The organism is Microbacterium sp. BLY, assembly GCF_017939615.1.
Classification (GTDB): domain Bacteria; phylum Actinomycetota; class Actinomycetes; order Actinomycetales; family Microbacteriaceae; genus Microbacterium.
This window is the reverse complement of the sequence record NZ_JAGKSR010000001.1, coordinates 1-18,909: the sequence shown is the minus strand read 5'-3', so window position 1 is coordinate 18,909 and position 18,909 is coordinate 1. Positions and strand designations below refer to the sequence as shown.

Below are 18,909 nucleotides of genomic sequence, written 5' to 3'. Positions count from 1 at the left end.
CCTTTCAGCTGCGGCGTTCGAGGGGATGCCGGGTCAGGAGACCCAGGCGAGGATGAGGATCATCGTGGCGAGGAAGCCCGCGATGTAGTTCAGGGCGATGAAGCGGCGCCACGCGCGGTTGGTGTCCGCCGAGGTGTCATCGGTGACGTTCCACCACGGTGCGGCGTTGACGATGTAGGGGAGGGCCAGCACCGCGGCCAGAGGACCCGGCCAGGGTGTCAGCAGCATCGCGACGCCGGCGACCGTCCACAGCACGATCGCGAGGCGGACCGTCGCCCGGGCGCCGATCACCGTCGCGACGGACGAGATCCCGCCCTCACGGTCGGGACCGATGTCCTGCACCGCTCCGAACGCGTGCGCGGCCATGCCCCAGAGGAAGAACGCGCCGAGGACGAGGACGGTGCTGGTCGTCAGCGGAGCGCCCGCCAGGGTGAGACCGACGAGGGCCGGGCTCACGAAATGGGTGCTCGAGGTCACGGAGTCGAGGAACGGGCGCTCCTTGAAGCGGAGCACCGGCGCGGAGTACGCGAGGACGGCGAAGACGCTGACGGCGAGCCACAGCCACGACGCGGGGGTGCCGACGGCGAAGAGGTAGACGAGGAACGGGACGTTCGTCACCGCCGCCGCCCACAGCGTCGCGCGGTGGATGCGCGGGGAGAGCAGGGCCCCCTCGATCCCGCCCTTGCGGGGGTTCGCGAGGTCGGACGCGTAGTCGAAGACGTCGTTGATGCCGTACATCGCGAGGTTGTAGGGCACGAGGAAGTAGAGGGTGCCGATCACGAAGGTGACGTCGATCTCGCGCGTGCTCAGCAGGTAGGCGGCGGCGAACGGGAAGGCGGTGTTGATCCAGCTGATCGGCCGCGAGGACAGCACGATCTGGGCGATGTCGCGGCCGAGGCCGCCGGCACGGGAGGTCCGGTCGGTCATGCGCGCTCCTCAGCTGCGGCGGACGTCGTGCGCGAGCGCCGGGCCCGCAACGCGGTCCACAGGGCGGGGAGCAGCAGCACCCCGGCCAGCGGGTACGCGAAATCCTCCAGCGGCGCGAGACCGATGTGCACCCCGGCGAGGTGCGCGGGCGCGTAGTGGAAGAGACCGGTGGCGATCATGATCGTGTCGAAGACGGCGGTCAGGACGAAGAGCGCGAAAGCGGTGATCGTCAGCGCGCCGAGGTGCGGCGTGCGCCGTGCGCCCACGCACAGTGCGACGGCGGTGAGCGCGGCGACGGCGAGGAACACCGCGGACAGCTGGAGGTAGGTCATGCCGTGCTCCTCTCCGTCGCGCGGAGGCGGCGACGCGTGAGGAGCCGGACCGCACCACCGTAGAGGACCATCGTGCAGACGACGAGGAAGACCAGGAAGATCGGCTCCTCGAGGGGGAGCTCCGGAGCCAGGACGATGCCGGTCGCGATCGCGGCCTCGCCGCGGAAGAAGATGCCCGCGGCGATGCCCGCCACATCCCAGGCGAGGAAGAAGGCGAGGCCGACGACGGTGACGATGGTCGCCGTGACGGGGTCGCGCCAGAAGAAGAGCCGGAAGCGCCAGTCGAGGAGCAGCATGCACCCGAGGGAGATGAGGAGGGCGGTCAGGTAGATCGCGCCCATCATGCCGGCTCCGCCGTCGTCTGCCGGGGCGCCGGCTCCGGCAGAGGACCGGGGGAGTGGTCCCCCCGGATGCGCTTGAGGACGATCTCGGCGCTGATGAGGCACATCGGCACACCGACGCCCGGTGCCGTGGTGGCGCCGGCGTAGTAGAGGCCCCGCACCCGGCGTGAGGCGTTCTGCGCGCGGAACATGGCGCTCTGGGAGAGGATGTGCGCCGGCCCCAGCATGCCGCCGCGCCACGAACGGTAGTCGTCGCGGAAGTCGGCGGGGCCGATCGTCTCGCGCACGATGATGCGCTCACGCAGATCGGGGATCCCCGCCCAGGTCGCGATCATGTCGATCGCGGCGTCGGCGGCCCTTTCGATCGCGGGCGCGCCGTCACCGTCGCTGCCGCCGTGGCCGAGGTCGACGTCGGCGGGGACGGGGACCAGGACGAAGAGGTTCTCGTGGCCGTCCGGGGCGACATCCGGGTCGGTGGCGCTCGGGCGGCACACGTACGTGGAGGCCGGCGCGGGGATGGTCGGTGCGGCACCGAAGATGGCGTCGAAGTTCGCGTCCCAGTCGTCTGTGAAGAAGAGCGAGTGATGGGGGAGCTCGGGGAGCGCACCGCGCACGCCGAGCATCACGAGCACGCCTCCGGGGCCGCTCGTCCGTCGCGCCCACCACGACTCCGGGTAGGACTGCAGCGTCGGCGGCAGCAGGGCGGTCTCGGTGTGATGGAGATCAGCGGCGGAGACGACGATGTCCGCCTCCTCCATGTGCTGGTGGCCGTCGCGGTCGGTCCAGCCGACGCCGGTCACGTGGGTGGCGCCGTCCGCGTCCTGGGTGCGGATGCCGGTGACGTCCGCCCCGGTCACGATCCGCGCGCCCGCATCGCGGGCCAGCGCCTCCAGCCGTTCCACGACCCTCCAGAACCCGCCCTGCGGGTACAGCACGCCCTGGTCGAGGTCGAGTGCGCTCATCAGGTGGTACATCGCCGGGGCCGTGCGGGGGTCGGTGCCGAGGAAGACCGCCGGATAGCCGAGGATCTGCCGCAGCACCGGGTTCCGGAAGCGGCGCGCCGCGAAGGCCTGCAGCCGCGTGCCGAGGAGCGAGAAGAGACGCGGCAGCGCCCTCACGACCTCGGGGGCGGCCAGCGTCCTGGCCCGGGTGAAGGGGTTGTAGAGGAAGTAGCGCCGGGCCATGCCTCCGGCGTCGTGCGCGGACGCGAGGTACGTGTCGAGCGCGGCGGCTGAGCCCGGCTCCAGGGATTCGAAGAGGGCCGCAACGGCCTCGCGTCCCGCCGGCACCGTGACCGGGGCGTCACCGGACTCGGGGGAGCGGAACACGCGGTACCCGGGGTCGAGGAGGGTGAGGTCGAGCTGATCCTCGGTGCTCGTGCCCATCATCCGGAAGTAGTGGTCGAAGACCTCGGGCATGAGGTACCACGAGGGGCCGGAATCGAACCGGAAGCCGTCGCGCTCGATCGTCCCGGCGCGCCCTCCGACGCGGTCGTTCTTCTCCAGCACCACGACGTCGTGTCCGTCCCGTGCGAGCAGGCCGGCGGTGGCCAGGCCGGCGACCCCGGCGCCGATGATCACGATGCGGCTCATCGGTCCCGCTCCAGGGCGGTGACGACGACGGCTCGTCCGGCGAGCAGCGCTTTGATCGGGTCGGGGACGCGCACCCGCCGGCGGTAGAGCTCGTCCGCCGGGGTCCGTGCCACGCGCTCCGTCAGGGCGGCGAACAGGGCGAGCGCGCTCCGCACGGCGGCGCGGGCGTCCTTCGGGAGCAGCGGGATCGAGGCGCGGGCGTCGGCGAGCTGACGGCGCACGGTGTCCACCCAGGCGTCGCGGTCGGCGTCGGTGAGCCGCGCCGAGCCCCCGAGATACCCCCGGTGCAGCCGGTCGGTGTCGTCGGCGAGGTCGCGCAGGAAGTTCACGTTCTGGAACGCGGCGCCGAGGCGGCGTGCCCCGCGGCGCAGGATCTCGAGTTCCGCCGGTGTGCGTGGGGCGTCGCGGAGGAAGACCTGGAGGCACATGAGCCCCACGACCTCGGCGGAGCCGTAGACGTAGGCGGCGTGCGCATCGGCGTCGTAGGCGGTGAAGCCGGACTCCGCGGCGATGTCGGCGCGCATGGAGTCGAAGAACGGCTGCGTGAGGTCTTCGCCGATCCCGCATTCGCGCGCGGTCCTGGCGAAGGCGTGCAGGATGAGGTCACTGCTGTACCCGGTGCGCATCGAGCGATGCGTCTCGGCGATGTACGACTCCAGGGCCGCGGTCTGGGCGTCGCCGTCGAGTCCCGCCTCCGCCGCGACGCCGTCGACGATCTCGTCGGCGATGCGCACCATCGCGTAGATGTTGCGCACGTGCTGCCGGTGGCGTCGCCCGAGGAGGCGCGTCGCGAGTCCGAACGAGGTGGAGTAGGTGCGGATCACGTCCGAGGTCGCGATCTCGGCGGTGCGGCTGAAGCGGCGGAGGGCGGCGTCGCCCGGCTGGTCGGCGGGTGTCGCGGTCATCGGCTGCGGCCCTCGATCCGGTCGGCGAGCGTGAGGATGATACGTCCGGCGTCGGCCGAGAGCGTGCCGGCCTCCTCGGCCTCGGCGAGCACCGTGGACACGGCGGCGAGCTGTTCGGCGACGAGCCCGCGGACGAAGCCCTCCGCGCCGCACTCCCGGAGGCGGTCCCTCATCTCGGCGGCGTCCTCGATGCTGAGGTCGGTCTCTCCGAACCGCAGCTCGATGGCCGGCCAGTGGCTGGTCATGCGCGCATAGGCGATGATCGCGGTCTCCTTGCCTTCACGCAGATCCGAGAACGGGTCCTTGCCGTGCGCGTCCGGGTCACCGAACACCGAGAGCAGGTCGTCCTGCAGCTGGTACGCGAGGCCGAGGTGCGCGCCGATCTCGGTCAGCTGCTCCTCGGTGGCCACGGGCGCTCCCGCGAGGATCGCCGCCGCACGCAGGGGGAGGACGAACGAGTAGGTCGCGGTCTTGGAGGCGCTCGTGGCGAGGATGGTGCGGAGGTCGGCGGTGATGATGCCGTCGCTGAGGGCGACGTCGGAGTGCTCGCCGGCCACGGTCTCGAAGACGGTCGTCTCCAGGAGGGCGAGCAGGCGCTCCTTCCGGGCGGCCGGCAGGTCGGTGCGGGCGAAGCCGAGCACCGCACTGGACAGCAGGAGATCGCCCAGGAGGATGGCGCTGGAGCGCCCCCAGTGTAGGGCGGTCTCGTCGGCCTCGTCGGGACGCCGTGCGACGAGCGACCCGATGAGGTTGGGACGGCGGCGGCGGGTGAGATCGCCGTCGATCACGTCGTCGTGGAGGAGGAACGCGAAGTGCAGCAGTTCGATGTCGGCGGCCACGTCGATGGCGCGGGCGGTGTCCTTCTCCGTCACCGGGGCCTTCGCGAGCGCGGGGAGAAGGTCCATGAGCATCCGCGGGCGCAGGAGCTTCCCGCCCAGGGCGTGGTCGGCGGCCGTGTGCCAGAGGGCGGCGAACTCCGCCCCGTGGTGCTCGGCGGCGACCGTGCGCTCGGCGAAGCGGCGCCGCAGCACGGCTTCGATGCGCGTGCCGAGGTCTTCTTCCGTCACCGTGATCACCATGCTCACACCTCCCCGCGTCCGCGCAGGAGGGGGAGCTGCTCGGCGAGCCAGGGGCTGAACGCGAACGGCGCCCGGGTGACCGCCTCGAGCAGGGCGTCGATCTCGACCCAGGCCCATTCGGCCACTTCGTCGGGGTTCGCGGTCGGCTGCTCGTCGACGACGGCGACGTGCACCGGGCAGATCTCGTTCTCGACGATCCCGCTCGCGTCCACGGCGCGGTAGCGGTAGTCGGGGAGGGCGAGACGGATGTCGGTCACGCGGATGCCGAGCTCGTCGGAACCGCGTCGGCGCACCGCCTCGAACATGTCCTCGTCCGGTTGCGGGTGTCCGCAGAAGCTGTTGGTCCAGACGCCGGGCCAGGTCCGCTTGCCGAGGGCGCGCCGCGTCACCAGCAGTCGTCCATCGCGATCCTGCACGTAGCAGGAGAAGGCGAGGTGGAGAGGGGTGTCGGTCGTGTGGACCTCGCTCTTGGGCAGGGTGCCGACGGCAGTCCCGTCTTCGGCGAGGAGGGTGACGTGGTCCATGGCTTCCTCTCGTCGCTTTGCTAACCTGGCGAAATATCAACTTAGCATGAAGCTGTTGGTGTGTAACATGATCGCATGCACTCCGAGCCCCGCACCACCCCGGTCGCCGAGGCGCCGGTGACCGCGGGGTCCGACGAGCTCAGCCAGGGGTCGATCTACGACGTCGACGCCAGCGACCCCCGCAGCACGCTCGTCGATCGCTCCGGCGTCGCGCCGGAGGACCTGCGGCAGATCGGACGCCTCATGGAGGCGCTCGGGGGACTGCGTGAGGCCGAGCAGCGTCTCTCGCAGGCGTCGCGGCGCTACATGCAACTCAACGAGACCGACATGCGCGCGCTGCACTACCTCATCGTGTGCGACAACCGCTCGGTCGTGGCGACACCCAGCGGGATCGCCCACCACCTCGGCGTCTCCACCGCGGCGACCACGAAGCTCCTCGACCGGCTGGAGAAGGGCGGGCACATCCGGCGCGCGCCGCATCCGACGGACCGCCGGGCGCTCGCGATCACCATCACCCCCGAGACCCGTCACGCCGCGATGGAGACCGTCGGACGGCAGCAGGCCAAGCGCTTCTACGCGGCCGCACGGCTCTCGGCGGAGGAACGCGAAGTCGTGATCCGTTTCCTCCTGGACATGACGGAGGAGATCACGCTGCGCGACGAAGCGTGGGCGCTCGAGGGCGCGAAAGAAGATCCCGCCCGACCGTGAGGTGGGGCGGGACCGGTTCAGTGTGCGGCGCGGTAGGCCTCGAGGATCGGGGCCGGTACGCGCCCCCGCTCCGAGAGCGTGTAGCCGTTCTCCTTCGCCCAGGCGCGGATCGCCGCGACCTCGGGATTGCGGGCCTGTCGCTTCCGCGATGAGGACGACGACGAGCGCCCCCCGCCGGAAGACGAGGACGACCCCGCCCGACGGCCGGCCGAGATGTACGGCTCGAGTGCCTGGCGCAATTCCTCGGCGTGCGCGGAATTCAGGTCGATCTCGTAGGAGGTGCCGTTCAGCGAGAAATGCACGGTCTCGCCTTCTCCGACCTCCAGGACGCTGCCATCGATGTCGTCGACCAGCTGGTGCACAATTCGTCTCGCCATGACGGCGACTTTACCGGGTCGAAAGGAAGAGCGGCAATCAGCGCGGCCCTTTATCACCCCGGATGACGTTCGCCGCGCAGTACGTATTCAGGGGAGCAGACCCGCCCGTCGCGCTTTCGTCACCGCGGCGTGCCGGGTGGACGCGTCCAATTTCGACATCGCCGTGCCGAGATAGGCCTTGACGGTGCCTTCGCGCAGACCGAGCTGCGCGGCGATCTCCGCATTCGTCGCGCCGAGAGCCGCGCACGCGAGGACGTCCGTCTCGCGGGGGGAGAGGTGGATGACCGGCACCGGGCCGGTCGCGGGCGGGACCTCGTCCCCGGCCAGGGTCAGCAGACGCCGTTCGACCTGAGCGAGTCGGGCGCGAAGCGCGGCATCGTCCACCGCGGCGGCGATGCTGCGCAGTTCGGCGAAGCTCTCCCGGAGCTCCTCCCGCTGCGGGGCCGCCACCGCCGCCGGGGTCGGCGACGCGGCGCGCAGCCGGCGCTGCACCTCGTCCCGGATGCGCAGTTCGTCGGCGACGGACTGCGCGACCTGCATGGCCGGGGCGGTCGTCACGCCGCCGATCCGCTCCTCCGCCCAGGCGCCCGCATAGAGCACGCCGCGGGGTCGTCCCTGGACGACGATCGGCAGGGCGAGCAGCGTCCGCAGGCCTTCCCCGAGCACGAACACGTCGTAATCGTGGGTGATCTGCCGCGAGGAGCCGTAGTCGCTCGTCATCCGCGGACGCAGCTCCATCATCGCGCGCCCGCCGAGGCCGCGTTCCGGCCGCACGCGCAGTCCGTCGAGTGCCCGCGTGCGTGCCCCCACGATGCTCGTGACGCTCACGGCGCCCTCTTCGATGAGGCCGCCGAAGGCGACGGGGAAACGTGTGCGACGCGCGAGCTCGCGCACCGCATTGGCGACGAGCTCCGCCTCGGATTCGACGGTGATCGGAGAACTCACGAATACCTACTTTCGGGGGTGACGGCACCGTTCCCCGTTTCGTAGCGTCGACCCTACCACTCGGGCGGCGACGGCCGCGCGTGCAGCGGACATGTGGCAAGGAGGCCCCATGAGCGAACAGGTTCCGACCCCTCAGACCGGCGCGATCGACTATGTCGCCGTCGAACGATCCCCCCGATTCCTGCGATTGAAACGAACGCAGAGATCATTCATCTTCCCGCTCGCCGCATTCTTCCTCGTCTGGTATTTCGTGTATGTGCTGCTGGCGGCATTCGCGCGCGATTTCATGGCGCAGCGGGTGTGGGGTGATATCACCGTCGGCCTGCTGTTCGGACTCGGGCAGTTCGTGACGACATTCGCGATCACGATGGCGTATGTGGCATTCGCGAATCGGAAGCTCGATCCGCTCGCGTCCGAGATCCGTGAGGAACTGGAGAAGGCGCAGGCCGACGCATGAGCATCATCCGCACGGCGACGGAGGACGTCGCGCTCGACATCAACCCGGTCTTCAACATCTCGATCTTCCTGGCGTTCGTCGCGGTGACGCTGTTCATCGTGATCCGCGCGAGCAGGAACAACAAGACCGCCGCCGACTACTACGCCGCCGGTCGATCCTTCACCGGTCCGCAGAACGGCTTCGCGATCGCTGGCGACTATCTGTCCGCCGCGTCCTTCCTGGGCATCTGCGGCGCGATCGCCATCAACGGCTACGACGGGTTCCTGTACTCGATCGGATTCCTGGTCGCGTGGCTGGTCGCGCTGCTGCTGGTGGCGGAGCTCATGCGCAACACCGGCAAGTTCACGATGGCGGATGTGCTGTCCTTCCGGCTGAAGCAGCGTCCGGTGCGGATGGCGGCCGCGATCACCACGCTGGCCGTGTGCTTCTTCTACCTCCTGGCGCAGATGGCCGGCGCGGGTGGTCTCGTGTCGCTGCTGCTGGGCATCGACGGGCGCATCGGACAGTCCGTCGTCATCGCGGTGGTCGGCATCCTCATGATCGTGTACGTGCTGATCGGAGGGATGAAGGGCACCACGTGGGTGCAGATCGTGAAGGCGGTGCTGCTCATCGGCGGCGCGCTGGCCATGACCGTCTGGGTGCTGGCGATCAACGGGTTCAGCCTGAACACCCTGCTGGAGGCCGCCGTGGCGAACTCCGACAAGGGGGAGGCGGTGCTCGCCCCGGGGCTGCAGTACGGCGCGAACCCGTGGGACTTCCTCTCGCTCGGGATGGCTCTGGTGCTGGGCACGGCGGGCCTGCCGCACGTGCTGATGCGCTTCTACACCGTTCCGACCGCCAAGGAGGCGCGTCGTTCGGTGGTGTGGGCGATCTGGCTCATCGGCGGCTTCTACCTGCTGACCCTCGTGCTGGGCTACGGGGCCGGCGCGCTCGTCGGTGCGGACGTGATCGCCGCGGCGCCGGGCGGCGTGAACTCGGCGGCGCCGCTGCTGGCGCTGAAGCTCGGCGGGCCGGTGCTCCTCGGCTTCATCTCCGCGGTCGCCTTCGCGACGATCCTCGCGGTCGTCGCGGGGCTCACCATCACGGCGGCGGCGTCGTTCGCCCACGACATCTACGCGAACGTCATCCAGAAGGGGCGCAAGGACGCCTCGGGCGCGCCGGTCGAGCCCGACCCCAACGGCGAGGTCCGGGTGGCGCGCCGCACGGTGATCGTCATCGGCATCCTCGCGATCGTCGGCGGCATCGGCGCCCAGGGCCAGAACATCGCGTTCCTCGTGGCCCTCGCGTTCGCGGTGGCGGCCTCGGCCAACCTGCCGACGATCCTCTACTCGCTGTTCTGGCGTCGTTTCACGACGCGGGGCGCGGTGTGGAGCATGTACGGCGGCCTCGGCTCCGCGATCATCCTCATCATCCTGTCGCCGGTGTTCTCCGGGACACCGACGTCGATGATCCCGGGGATCGACATCGCGATCTGGCCGCTGAACAATCCGGGCATCGTCTCGATCCCGCTCGGGTTCGCCCTCGGCTGGCTCGGCACCGTCACGAGCACGACGCGGGAGTCTCCGCAGCTGGCGGCCGAGATGGAGGTGCGGTCGCTCACCGGCTTCGGCGCCGAGAAGGCGGTCGACCACTGAGACGCCATCCCTCGGGTGCGGGTCCGGCGGCCTACTCGCCGGACCCGCACCCGAAGCGCGGGGACGGAGCGCTCAGCGCGCTTCGAGGTCCAGCAGGAATCGCTTGCGCTCAGGGTGGCCCCCGTAGTGCCCGGGAGACCCGTCGGAGCGCACCACCCGGTGCACGGGGACGATGATCGAGAAGGGGGTGAGGCGGCAGGCGGTGCCGACCGCACGGGCCGCACCCGGGTGGCCCGCGACGATCGCGACCTCGCCGTAGCTCATCGTCTGCCCCCAGGGGATCTCGCAGACGGTCTGGAGCGCGGCGCGGTGGAAGCCGTCGACGAGGCGCCAGTCGAGCGTCAGGTGCTCGTTGAAACGTACGGCCTCGCCCTCGAAGTAGGCGGCGAGGAGGGGGACGAGCTCGTCGGCGGCGCCGGGCTCCGGCACTGGGACGGCACCGAGCTGCCGGGACACGCTCTCGAGGAGCCACGGCACCTGCGGGTCCGCGGACTCGGACAGGTCGAAGCGCACGATGCCCTCGTCGGAGAAGACGACGAGGGCGTCGCCGAAGGGCGTCGGGGCGAAGTCGTAGCGGAACGTCATGCCCCCATCCTGTCCGCCCGAACGGACGCCAGCACGGTGCGAACGGGGGACGTGGCGCGTTCCGTGGACAACGACCGCGTGTGCCGGTACGGGCAGGAGCCGTCGGGCGACGCGCGACGTGCGATTTTTCACCGGAAACCCGCCGGGGATACCGATCTCCGGCGGTGTCGCGCCTAGGGTGTCAGTGTGTGGCGACGGGAAAGCAGGTCTGCGGACGACACAGCGGTGGACAGCGCTGTGTCCCTCGGTGACCTGCACGACCCATCCGCCGGAGTCGGCATCGCGCACGCGGCCGAGGCGGAACGCACCAGGCTGCGCGCCGAGGCGGCCGATCTCGGTGGTCCGTCGCCGCTGAGCAGCTTCCGCGACAGTCCCGAGTCGGGCATCGACATCTCCAAGGCGCACCCCGGCAGCCTGCCCCAGTTCATCACCGGCAAGTCGACGCTGCTATCGAACCTCTTCCGTGACGAGGTGGGTCTGCGCACTGCGCGACTGGCCGCGGAGCGCATCACGGCCAAGAACACGGAGCTGCGCACGGTCCGCGGCATCGAGGCGGTCCACCTCGCGGTCGGGGTCGCGCGGTGGCGCATCGGCGGTGCGTGGTTCGCCGCTCCCGTGCTGCTGCGCCCGCTCGCGATCCGTCGTCACCACACCGATTTCGAGCTGAAGCTGCAGGGCGCGTTCGAGGTGAATCCCGAGCTCGTGCGGATCGCCAGGGAGCACTTCGACCTCTCCCTCGACGCCGCCGCGCTCGCCGCGCTCGCGTATGACGGCGGGATCTTCAAACCGCAGCCCGTGATCGACAGTCTCCGGGCGCTCACCCGGTCCATCGACACGTTCTCCGTCGAGCCGCGGCTGGTCGTCTCCACGTTCGCCGATGTGGCCGGTGCGATGTCCCGCGACGGCGGCAGCCTCGACCACGTCATGCTGAACGCGCTCGGCGGTCACGTCGGCGACCGGGAGCAGGTCACGGCGCCGCGGGCGATCCCGCACCACGTGGGCCCCGACGACCGGGCGCCGGCGTCCGACAACCTCCTCCTCGACGCGGACGCCGAGCAGGAGGCGGTGCTCGCGCGCATCGCCGCCGGCCACTCTCTCACCGTGGCGACACTGCCGGGGACGGGTGGCACCCAGACGGTCATCAACGCTCTCGGCGAGCTGGTCCGCGCCGGCAAGCGGGTGCTCGTGGTCTCCGCCCGCCGGTCCACGCTCGACGGCGTGCGTCATCGGCTTGCGGGCATCGGCCTCGACAGCCTCGCGGTCTCGCCGGCCAGCGTGCGCCGCGACCTCGTGCGCGCGATCGGCCGGAACGAGAAGGCCACCGCTCCGAAGGTCAGCGACGTCGACGATGCGCTGGTGCGGCTGCGCACGGTGCTGCGGGACTACCGCGATGCGCTGACCGTGCCGATCCCCGGTCTCGATGCCTCGGTCCTCGACGCCACGCGCCAGCTCACGCGCCTCGCGTCCCTCCCGGTCCCGCCGTCGACGACGGCGCGGCTCAGCGTCGATGCGCTGCGGCGACTGGCGAAGGACCGGACGGAGGCGGCGGAGGCGCTGGCTCAGGCCGCGCGCCTCGGCGAGTTCCGTGTGGGACCGAACGACTCGCCCTGGTACGGGGTCACCTTCGGGAGCACCGAGGCGGCGCGTGCCGCGCACGAGCTCGCCGGTCGCCTCCACGCCGACAGTGTGCCCGCTCTCCTGGAGCGCGGCTACGAGCTCATCGCGCAGACGCACATGCGTCCCTTCTCGACGATCGACGAGCTCGGCGAGTACCTCCGGCTGCTGCAGGGGATCCGCGATACGCTCGACCGTTTCAGCCCGACCGTGTTCGAGCGGCCGCTCGGCGAGCTCATCCAGGCGCACGGCTCGCGGCGGGACGCCCCCGGCATGTCGGGAGCCAACCGCCGTCGCCTGCGTCGCCTGGCGAAGGAGTACGTGCGTCCCGGGGTGCACGTGACGGAGATGCACGAGGCACTGCTGCGCATCCAGACGCAGCGCACGCAGTGGCAGCGGTACGTGGATGCCGGCGTCGCGCCGGAGATCCCCCTCGGCCTCGCCGATGTGGCCGCGGCCTGGCAGCGGGTCGAGGCCGAGCTCGCCGAACTCGATGCGGCGCTCGGCCGTCGGGAGCCCCTGTCGTCGCTTCCCGTCGCGCGTCTCGTGCGCATGCTCGCCGGCCTCGCCGCGAAGTCCGACGTCTTCGAGAACCTCGTCGAGCGCGCGCAGCTGCGCGACAAGCTCGCCCTCCTGGGGCTGGAGCCCTTGCTGACCGAGCTCTCGGTGCGCCACGTGTCGGAGGCACGCGTGGGGGAGGAGCTCGAGTTCGCGTGGTGGCAGTCGCTCCTCGAACGCGCACTCCAGGACAACAGGGCACTGCTCGGCGCGAACACCGCGGTGGTCGACCGGCTGGAGCGCGACTTCCGCCTGGTCGATGAGGCGCATGCCGGGATGGCGGGTCCGCTGCTCGCCTGGCAGCTGGCGAACCAGTGGCGCATCGCCATCGTGGACGAGCCCGAGCAGTCACAGCACCTGCGGCGCGCACTCACGCAGCCCTCCACGACGACCGCCGAGGTCGTGAGCGCGGCTCCGACGCTGGTCGACGTGCTCGCCCCGGTCTGGATCTCCTCGCCCTACCTCGTCCCCGAGATCCCGGATGCGGTGGACTTCGACACGGTGCTGCTCGTCGACGCGGCCGCGATCAACCTGGCCGAAGCGGCCCCGGCCATCCGGCGGGCACGGCAGGTCGTCGCCTTCGGCGACCCGGTGACACAGCGTCCGACCCCCTTCCACATCGCCGTCGATCCGGGCGACGACTGGGAGGCCGAGGTCCCGTTCGACGACGTGTCCGTCTTCGAACGGCTGGCCGAGCTGCTGCCCGTGATGACGCTCACCCGGAGCTACCGCGCCGGCGGCGAGGACCTCGCCGAGCTCATCAACGACGCGTTCTACGGAGGAGAGATCGTCTCCCTGCCGTGGGCGGGCTCCTACCTCGGACGCGGCAGCCTCACCGTCGACTATGTCGAAGGCGGGACCGGTGCGCCGGACCCGGTCTCCGGGGCGGTCGAGAGCCCGGACGCCGAGGTCGCCCGGGTCGTGACCCTGGTGGTGGAGCACGCCGTGCACCGCCCGGCAGAATCGCTCATGGTCGTGACCGCGAGCACGCGCCACGCGGAGCGGGTGCGCGCGGCGGTGACCGCGGCCTTCGCGGGACGCTCCGACGTGGCCGACTTCGTCTCCCGTGACACCGCGGAGCCGTTCGCGGTGCTCACGCTCGAGGAGTCGGTCGCGGAGAGTCGCGACCGCGTCATCTTCTCCCTCGGCTTCGGACTCACCAAGCACGGCCGCGTCCTCAGCGATTTCGGCGATCTGTCGACGCCCGACGGCGAGCGGCTGCTCACGGTCGGGATGACCCGGGCTCGGCGCTCGATGGTGATCGTGTCGTCCATCCGTCCGTCGGCGTTCGACGATGGCCGGCTGGAGCACGGCGCCGCCACTCTCATGTCGATCCTCGGGGGCCTCGCGGCGCGGGCGCGCGATGCGCGGCTGGAGGACCTCGCCGACCCGCTCACCCTCGCGTTGGCCAGGGAACTGCGCCGGCTGGGAGCTTCGGTCGACGTCGACTATCGCGGGCTGCTGCCGCTCGTCGCGCAGCACGACGGCAAGGCCGTGGTCATCGAGTCCGACCCCGAGTCCCGCGGAGAGTCCCTGCGCGAGACCCTGCGGCTGCGCCCGCACGTCCTGCGTCGTCTCGGCTGGCACTACGTCCGGGTGCACGCGTTCGATCTGTACAGCGACCCGCGCACCGTCGCGTCCCGGATCGCCGCCGTGCTCGGGATCTCCGAGTCCGCACCGCGGGCCGAGAACGACACGCAGCCTCTCGACCTCGGTGACCGCCGGAATGACTGAGGGACAGGACGAGCCGCGGCAGCGGGTCGTCCGGATGCCGGGGTCCCGGCGGGCACGGCTGACGCCGGTCGAGGGCAGCGACCCTGCACCCGAGGTCCCGGACGGCGACCGCCCGCGGCGGACGGGCCCGGGCGACCGGAAGGGCCCCAACGACGATCAGCTCCTCCGCGACGTGCCTCCGCACTACTGACTCCTCGGCGCCGGGAAGAGGCCGGGAAGAGAAAAGACCCACGGCCCTCCGAGGAGAGCCGTGGGTCGTGACGTCGGTGCGGTCAGGCGCCGCGCGGTCCCTGCTGGGCCTTGAGCAGATCGCGGATCTCGACGAGCAGCTCCGCCTCGGTCGCGGCGGCCGGCTCCTCCTCCGGCTCCTCGGCCGGCGTGCCCTTGCGCGCCTCGACATGGGCCTTGAAGGTGTTCATCGGCAGCACGAAGACGAAGTAGACCACGACAGCGACGGCGAGGAAGCTGATGATCGCCGAGATGAGGTCGCCGATCGGGAAGGTGACCTTCTCGCCGTAGATGTTCGTGATCTGGATGCCGAACTTGCCGGCGGCGTCCGCCTTGAGGAAGAGCGCGATGAGCGGGTTGATGACGCTGTTCACCACGGCCGTCACGACGGCCGTGAAGGCGGTGCCGATGACGACCGCGACGGCCAGATCGATGACGTTCCCGCGGAGCAGGAAGTCCTTGAAACCTTTGAGCATGGGAACCCCCGGTCGGTGGGCCTCAGTTCGAGGCGGAAGTCGATGCAGCGGCCGGTGTGGCGCTCGTCGTCGAATCCGACTTCGATGATGCCGAAGCCTCCTTCGATCCCCCGGATTTGGCGCGCGAGTCCGTGCGATAGAAACCGGAACCGTTGAAGGTCACCCCGATGGAGCCGTACTGCTTGCGCAGTGCGCCGCCGCATTCGGGGCAGACCGTGAGCGCATCGTCGGAGAAGCTCTGGACGGCATCGAACTGGTGCCCGCAGGAGGTGCAGGCATAGGCGTAGGTGGGCATGGCGGTCCTTGCGGGTCAGCGTCGCCGCGGCGACAGATGCAGTGTCTGCGACGGGGTCACGATGCCGTCGACCGGCTGATCGTGCACCTCCCGCGGCAGTTCGTCGAGTACCTCGGAATCATAGATCACCGCATACACGGGAGGGCACTTCTCCATGGAGCCGATCGTCTTGTCGAAGTAGCCGCGGCCCCATCCCATCCGCATCCCCGTGCGGTCGACGGCGGCGGCGGGGACGATCATCAGGTCGACGTCGTTCACCGCGATCGGGCCCAGGACCTCGCCGGTCGGCTCGGGCAGGCCGTAGAGCCCTTCCGCGATCTCATCGGTGTCGTCGGCGACCGCCCAGTCCAGCAGGCCGTCCGAGCGCGTGACGGGGAGGAGGACCCGGATGCCGCGGCGGACCGCGCGCGTGACGAACTCCCTGGTTCCCGGTTCCGTGGTGGTCGAGAGGAAGCAGGAGACGGAGCGGGCGCCGAGCTCGTCGACGAGGGCATCCAGCCGCTCGCCGATCGCCGCGGCAGCGGCTTCCCGCTGCGGATCGGACAGCAGCTGACGCCGTTCGCGCAGCTCCGCGCGGAGGGCTCGCTTGGCGTGCTCGACGTCGTTAGCCATGGTCCGAGTCTAGGGCGGTGCCCACCGGTAGGCTGTGGGAATGGCTCACGAGAAGATCAAGGCTGTCATTCCCGCTGCGGGGCTGGGGACACGATTCCTGCCCGCGACGAAGGCGATGCCGAAGGAGATGCTCCCCGTCGTCGACAAGCCGGCGATCCAGTACGTCGTCGAGGAGGCGGCGAACGCCGGGATCGAGGACATCCTCGTGATCATCGGGCGCAACAAGAACGCCATCTCCAACCACTTCGACTCCGTCCCGGAGCTCGAGGTCAAGCTCATGGAGAAGGGCGACACCGGTCGCCTGGAGCGCGTGATGAAGTCGAGCGACCTCGCCGACATCCACTTCGTCCGCCAGGGTGAGCCCAAGGGGCTCGGTCATGCGGTGCTCCGTGCGCGCACGCACGTGGGCGACAGCTCCTTCGCGGTGCTGCTCGGCGACGACCTGATCGACGAGCGCGACCCGCTGCTCACCGAGATGATCGCGGAACACGAGCGCACCGGCGCTGCCGTGATCGCCCTCATGGAGGTCGACCCCGACAACATCCACATGTACGGCGCGGCCGCTGTCGAGCCGATCGAGGGATCGGACGCCGTGCGCGTCACGGGCCTCGTCGAGAAGCCCGCGAAGGAGGACGCCCCGTCCAACCTCGCGATCATCGGACGCTACGTGCTCCCCGCGTCGGTCTTCGAGATCCTCGAGCGCACGGAGCCCGGCAAGGGCGGCGAGATCCAGCTCACCGATGCGCTGCAGGAGCTCGCGACCGCGGAGGGCGGCCCCGGCGTCGTCGGGGTCATCTTCGGCGGTCGTCGCTACGACACCGGTGACCGCGTGGACTACATCAAGGCGATCGTGCAGCTGGCGGCGGACCGGGACGACCTGGGCGCCGAGCTGCGCCCCTGGCTCAAGGACTTCGCCGAGCGCCTCTAGGCGTCTCGCGGGCGTCGGAGGTGCAGTGTGGAGCTGTTGGCGGGCATGCGGCACGGGCCGGTCGAACTGCGCCTCATCCGGACGAAGGATGCGCGGCCGCTGCAGCATGAGCTGCTCGCGAACCGGTCGTGGCTGCAGCCCTGGGAGGCGACGGTCCCGCACGGGGCCGTCTCCTTCGACATGCGCGTCAGCATCCGGCGGCTGCTCCAGCAGTACCGGGACGGCGGCGGCTATCCCTTCGTCATGGAGTACGAGGGGGAGATCGCCGGCCAGCTCAACGTCTGGGGTGTGGCGCGGGGGTCGTTGTGCTCCGCCACCATCGGCTACTGGGTGAGCGAGCGGTTCGCGGGCCGGGGGATCACCCCGACCGCGGTAGCGCTCGCCACCGATGCCTGCTTCACCGAATACGGACTGCACCGGATGGAGATCTGCATCCGTCCGGAGAATGCGGCCAGCCTCCGGGTCGTGCAGAAGCTCGGGTTCCGCTACGAGGGGCTGCGCCGCCGGTACATCCACATCGACGGAGACTGGCGCGATCACTACGCGTTCGCCCTCACGCAGGAAGAGGTTCCGCAGGGGGTCCTCGCCCGGTGGATCCACGGGCAGGTGCCCCCGTCCGCCGCGACGATCCCCCCGTCCGACCGCCTCACGCTCTGATCCGCCGCCTCTCGCGGCAGACTCCTCGCGACACGCGCCCCGTCTGCACGGCGCGCCCGCTCCGCCGCCGTTACCGTTGAGCTATGGACGGGCCGGTGCTGAGCGGGGGAGTGATCGTGCTCGTCGCCGTGCTCCTGTGGATGCTGTATCTGCTGCCGTCGTGGCGAGGACGTTTCCAGTACAACGCCGCCGAGCGCAACGCCGTGCGGCTGAATCAGGCGCTGCGGATCCTCGCCGAGACGAGCGAGACTCCGAGCGAGGTGCACATGGAGCTCAACGCCCGGACGGTCGCCGCCCAGCAGAAGCTGGCCAAGCGCCTGCAGGCGCAGCGGGAGGCCGCCGAGCTCGAGGCGCTCCGCCAGGAGCTCGCCGCCACCCGCGCCGACCCGCAGGTCCGGCAAGCGCGTGCCCGCCGGCGCGTGCGGATGGTCGCGACGGTCACGCTGCTGCTCGGCCTGGTGGCCGTCGGCCTCGGCGTCTGGCAGCTGCTCGCCACCGGAGGCGCCGTGCTCCTGTGGACCGGCGGAGGCGCGGCCCTCGTCGCGACGATGGTGCTGCAGCGGATGGCGTCGGTCGCGGTGCGCGCCGCCCGTCGCCCGCAGCCGGCGGTGGTCGAGGCCGTCGAGGAGAGAGAGGCCCCGGTCCTGCACGACCAGGGTCCCGCCACCTGGACCCCGCGCCCGCTTCCCGAGCCGATGGTGTCGGTGGCGGGATCCCGCGCACAGGCGGCGCGCGCCGAGATGGATGCGCAGGAGGAGCGCCTCAAGGCCGCTCGGGTGGCTGCGCTCCGTGCGCGTGCCGAGGAGATGGCGCCGCCGGCGCCGGTCACTCTCCCGGCCGCATCGGCGGAATCGCCGTACGCGCGGATGGGATTCGTCGACGACGCCGAGATCGAGGAGCACGTGCGCCGGCTTCTCCAGCGTCGGGCCGCTGGTTGACCGCCGCGGTGAGCGCGGGTCTCCGAGCGTGATAACGTAGATGTCGTTCACGGGCCTATGGCGCAGTTGGTAGCGCGCCTCGTTCGCATCGAGGAGGTCAGGGGTTCGAATCCCCTTAGGTCCACAGAACACGAAAGCCCCGGGTCATGCACCCGGGGCTTTCGTCATGTCCGGGCAGCCGTCAGCCCGCGGCTCTCCTCCGGGCGTGATTCCTGGGATCCCGCAGGGGAGACCTGCGCGACACGCCCGGGAGTCCGTGGTGATTTGCCCGAACCCCGGAACCCACGTAAGTTATTACCTGTTCGCCCCAAACGGTTGAGCGGAGGTCCTCGGACCGGCTCCCGTCAAGCATCGAACACCTCCCGAATCCAGAAGAGCTCAGCAGAGTGATCTGGACGAAGGTGCTGACTCGTTCCCTCGAGCAGGTCGCCGAACGGCGATTTGACAACGGAAACGAGATCGG

The 18,909-nt window shown here is 70.5% G+C and carries 21 protein-coding genes and 1 tRNA gene; 9 read left to right on the top strand and 13 right to left on the bottom strand.

Annotation, left to right across the window (positions count from 1 at the left end):
- Nucleotides 1–33: 33 nt before the first annotated feature.
- From KAF39_RS00110 to idi, 7 genes are read right to left on the bottom strand one after another with little or no spacing between them, the layout of a single operon-like run.
- Nucleotides 34–927: a prenyltransferase gene (locus KAF39_RS00110; protein ID WP_210675426.1), complete on the bottom strand. Its 894-nt coding sequence runs from the start codon at nucleotides 925–927 to the stop codon at nucleotides 34–36.
- Complete coding sequence (locus KAF39_RS00105; protein ID WP_210675425.1) at nucleotides 924–1,259, bottom strand: lycopene cyclase domain-containing protein; 336 nt, start codon at nucleotides 1,257–1,259, stop codon at nucleotides 924–926. The genes KAF39_RS00110 and KAF39_RS00105 overlap by 4 nt, the downstream gene beginning before the upstream one ends.
- Complete coding sequence (locus tag KAF39_RS00100) at nucleotides 1,256–1,600, bottom strand: lycopene cyclase domain-containing protein (RefSeq protein ID WP_210677889.1); 345 nt, start codon at nucleotides 1,598–1,600, stop codon at nucleotides 1,256–1,258. Before KAF39_RS00100 ends, KAF39_RS00105 begins: the two co-directional genes overlap by 4 nt.
- Nucleotides 1,600–3,192: a phytoene desaturase family protein gene (gene crtI / locus KAF39_RS00095; protein WP_210675424.1), complete on the bottom strand. Its 1,593-nt coding sequence runs from the start codon at nucleotides 3,190–3,192 to the stop codon at nucleotides 1,600–1,602. Before crtI ends, KAF39_RS00100 begins: the two co-directional genes overlap by 1 nt.
- Nucleotides 3,189–4,097, bottom strand: a complete 909-nt coding sequence (locus tag KAF39_RS00090; protein WP_210675423.1) for a squalene/phytoene synthase family protein — start codon at nucleotides 4,095–4,097, stop codon at nucleotides 3,189–3,191. Before KAF39_RS00090 ends, crtI begins: the two co-directional genes overlap by 4 nt.
- A complete protein-coding gene (locus tag KAF39_RS00085) occupies nucleotides 4,094–5,176 on the bottom strand; it encodes a polyprenyl synthetase family protein (protein ID WP_210675422.1) in 1,083 nt (360 codons plus the stop codon). Before KAF39_RS00085 ends, KAF39_RS00090 begins: the two co-directional genes overlap by 4 nt.
- Before the next feature lie 2 nt (nucleotides 5,177–5,178).
- Nucleotides 5,179–5,700, bottom strand: a complete 522-nt coding sequence (idi, locus tag KAF39_RS00080) for an isopentenyl-diphosphate Delta-isomerase (RefSeq protein ID WP_210675421.1) — start codon at nucleotides 5,698–5,700, stop codon at nucleotides 5,179–5,181.
- A 75-nt stretch (nucleotides 5,701–5,775) separates the two neighbouring features.
- Between idi and KAF39_RS00075 the strand changes: the two genes are divergently transcribed.
- Nucleotides 5,776–6,408, top strand: a complete 633-nt coding sequence (locus tag KAF39_RS00075; protein ID WP_210675420.1) for a MarR family winged helix-turn-helix transcriptional regulator — start codon at nucleotides 5,776–5,778, stop codon at nucleotides 6,406–6,408.
- Nucleotides 6,409–6,425: 17 nt separating this feature from the next.
- Here KAF39_RS00075 and KAF39_RS00070 read toward each other — a convergent pair whose 3' ends face one another.
- Complete coding sequence (locus tag KAF39_RS00070; protein ID WP_210675419.1) at nucleotides 6,426–6,785, bottom strand: Lsr2 family protein; 360 nt, start codon at nucleotides 6,783–6,785, stop codon at nucleotides 6,426–6,428.
- Nucleotides 6,786–6,872: 87 nt separating this feature from the next.
- Nucleotides 6,873–7,730, bottom strand: coding sequence for a LuxR C-terminal-related transcriptional regulator (locus KAF39_RS00065; protein WP_210675418.1), 858 nt, complete (start codon nucleotides 7,728–7,730; stop codon nucleotides 6,873–6,875).
- Between the two features lie 109 nt (nucleotides 7,731–7,839).
- Between KAF39_RS00065 and KAF39_RS00060 the strand changes: the two genes are divergently transcribed.
- Both KAF39_RS00060 and KAF39_RS00055 read left to right on the top strand, forming a co-directional pair.
- Nucleotides 7,840–8,187 (top strand): DUF485 domain-containing protein, encoded by a 348-nt coding sequence (locus KAF39_RS00060; RefSeq protein ID WP_210675417.1) that lies wholly within the window; start codon nucleotides 7,840–7,842, stop codon nucleotides 8,185–8,187.
- Nucleotides 8,184–9,821: a cation acetate symporter gene (locus KAF39_RS00055; RefSeq protein WP_210675416.1), complete on the top strand. Its 1,638-nt coding sequence runs from the start codon at nucleotides 8,184–8,186 to the stop codon at nucleotides 9,819–9,821. Before KAF39_RS00060 ends, KAF39_RS00055 begins: the two co-directional genes overlap by 4 nt.
- Nucleotides 9,822–9,893: 72 nt before the next feature.
- On the opposite strand, the gene KAF39_RS00050 is transcribed toward KAF39_RS00055, so the two are convergent.
- Nucleotides 9,894–10,406: a methylated-DNA--[protein]-cysteine S-methyltransferase gene (locus tag KAF39_RS00050; protein ID WP_210675415.1), complete on the bottom strand. Its 513-nt coding sequence runs from the start codon at nucleotides 10,404–10,406 to the stop codon at nucleotides 9,894–9,896.
- 225 nt (nucleotides 10,407–10,631) lie between these two features.
- On the opposite strand from KAF39_RS00050, the gene KAF39_RS00045 reads away from it, so the two are divergent.
- Nucleotides 10,632–14,312 carry an AAA family ATPase gene (locus KAF39_RS00045; protein ID WP_307804973.1) on the top strand — a complete coding sequence of 1,227 codons (3,681 nt, stop codon included), beginning with the start codon at nucleotides 10,632–10,634 and terminating at the stop codon, nucleotides 14,310–14,312.
- Nucleotides 14,305–14,502: a hypothetical protein gene (locus tag KAF39_RS00040; RefSeq protein WP_210675414.1), complete on the top strand. Its 198-nt coding sequence runs from the start codon at nucleotides 14,305–14,307 to the stop codon at nucleotides 14,500–14,502. The genes KAF39_RS00045 and KAF39_RS00040 overlap by 8 nt, the downstream gene beginning before the upstream one ends.
- Nucleotides 14,503–14,584: 82 nt before the next feature.
- Here the strand turns inward: KAF39_RS00040 and mscL are convergent, their stop codons facing one another.
- From mscL to KAF39_RS00025, 3 genes are read right to left on the bottom strand one after another with little or no spacing between them, the layout of a single operon-like run.
- Nucleotides 14,585–15,016 carry a large conductance mechanosensitive channel protein MscL gene (mscL, locus tag KAF39_RS00035; protein WP_210675413.1) on the bottom strand — a complete coding sequence of 144 codons (432 nt, stop codon included), beginning with the start codon at nucleotides 15,014–15,016 and terminating at the stop codon, nucleotides 14,585–14,587.
- A gap of 22 nt (nucleotides 15,017–15,038) precedes the next feature.
- Nucleotides 15,039–15,311: an FmdB family zinc ribbon protein gene (locus tag KAF39_RS00030; protein ID WP_210675412.1), complete on the bottom strand. Its 273-nt coding sequence runs from the start codon at nucleotides 15,309–15,311 to the stop codon at nucleotides 15,039–15,041.
- A 15-nt stretch (nucleotides 15,312–15,326) separates the two neighbouring features.
- Complete coding sequence (locus KAF39_RS00025; protein ID WP_210675411.1) at nucleotides 15,327–15,923, bottom strand: 5-formyltetrahydrofolate cyclo-ligase; 597 nt, start codon at nucleotides 15,921–15,923, stop codon at nucleotides 15,327–15,329.
- A 40-nt stretch (nucleotides 15,924–15,963) separates the two neighbouring features.
- Between KAF39_RS00025 and galU the strand changes: the two genes are divergently transcribed.
- The 4 genes from galU (at nucleotide 15,964) to KAF39_RS00005 (ending at nucleotide 18,570) form a co-directional block, all read left to right on the top strand.
- On the top strand, nucleotides 15,964–16,851 hold the full coding sequence (gene galU, locus KAF39_RS00020; RefSeq protein ID WP_210675410.1) for a UTP--glucose-1-phosphate uridylyltransferase GalU: 888 nt from the start codon (nucleotides 15,964–15,966) through the stop codon (nucleotides 16,849–16,851).
- 45 nt (nucleotides 16,852–16,896) lie between these two features.
- Nucleotides 16,897–17,508, top strand: coding sequence for a GNAT family N-acetyltransferase (locus KAF39_RS00015; protein ID WP_210677887.1), 612 nt, complete (start codon nucleotides 16,897–16,899; stop codon nucleotides 17,506–17,508).
- A gap of 83 nt (nucleotides 17,509–17,591) precedes the next feature.
- Entirely contained in the window at nucleotides 17,592–18,446 is an 855-nt protein-coding gene (locus tag KAF39_RS00010) for a hypothetical protein (protein ID WP_210675409.1), read from the top strand.
- 51 nt (nucleotides 18,447–18,497) lie between these two features.
- Nucleotides 18,498–18,570 (top strand) — tRNA-Ala (locus tag KAF39_RS00005).
- Nucleotides 18,571–18,909: the final 339 nt, after the last annotated feature.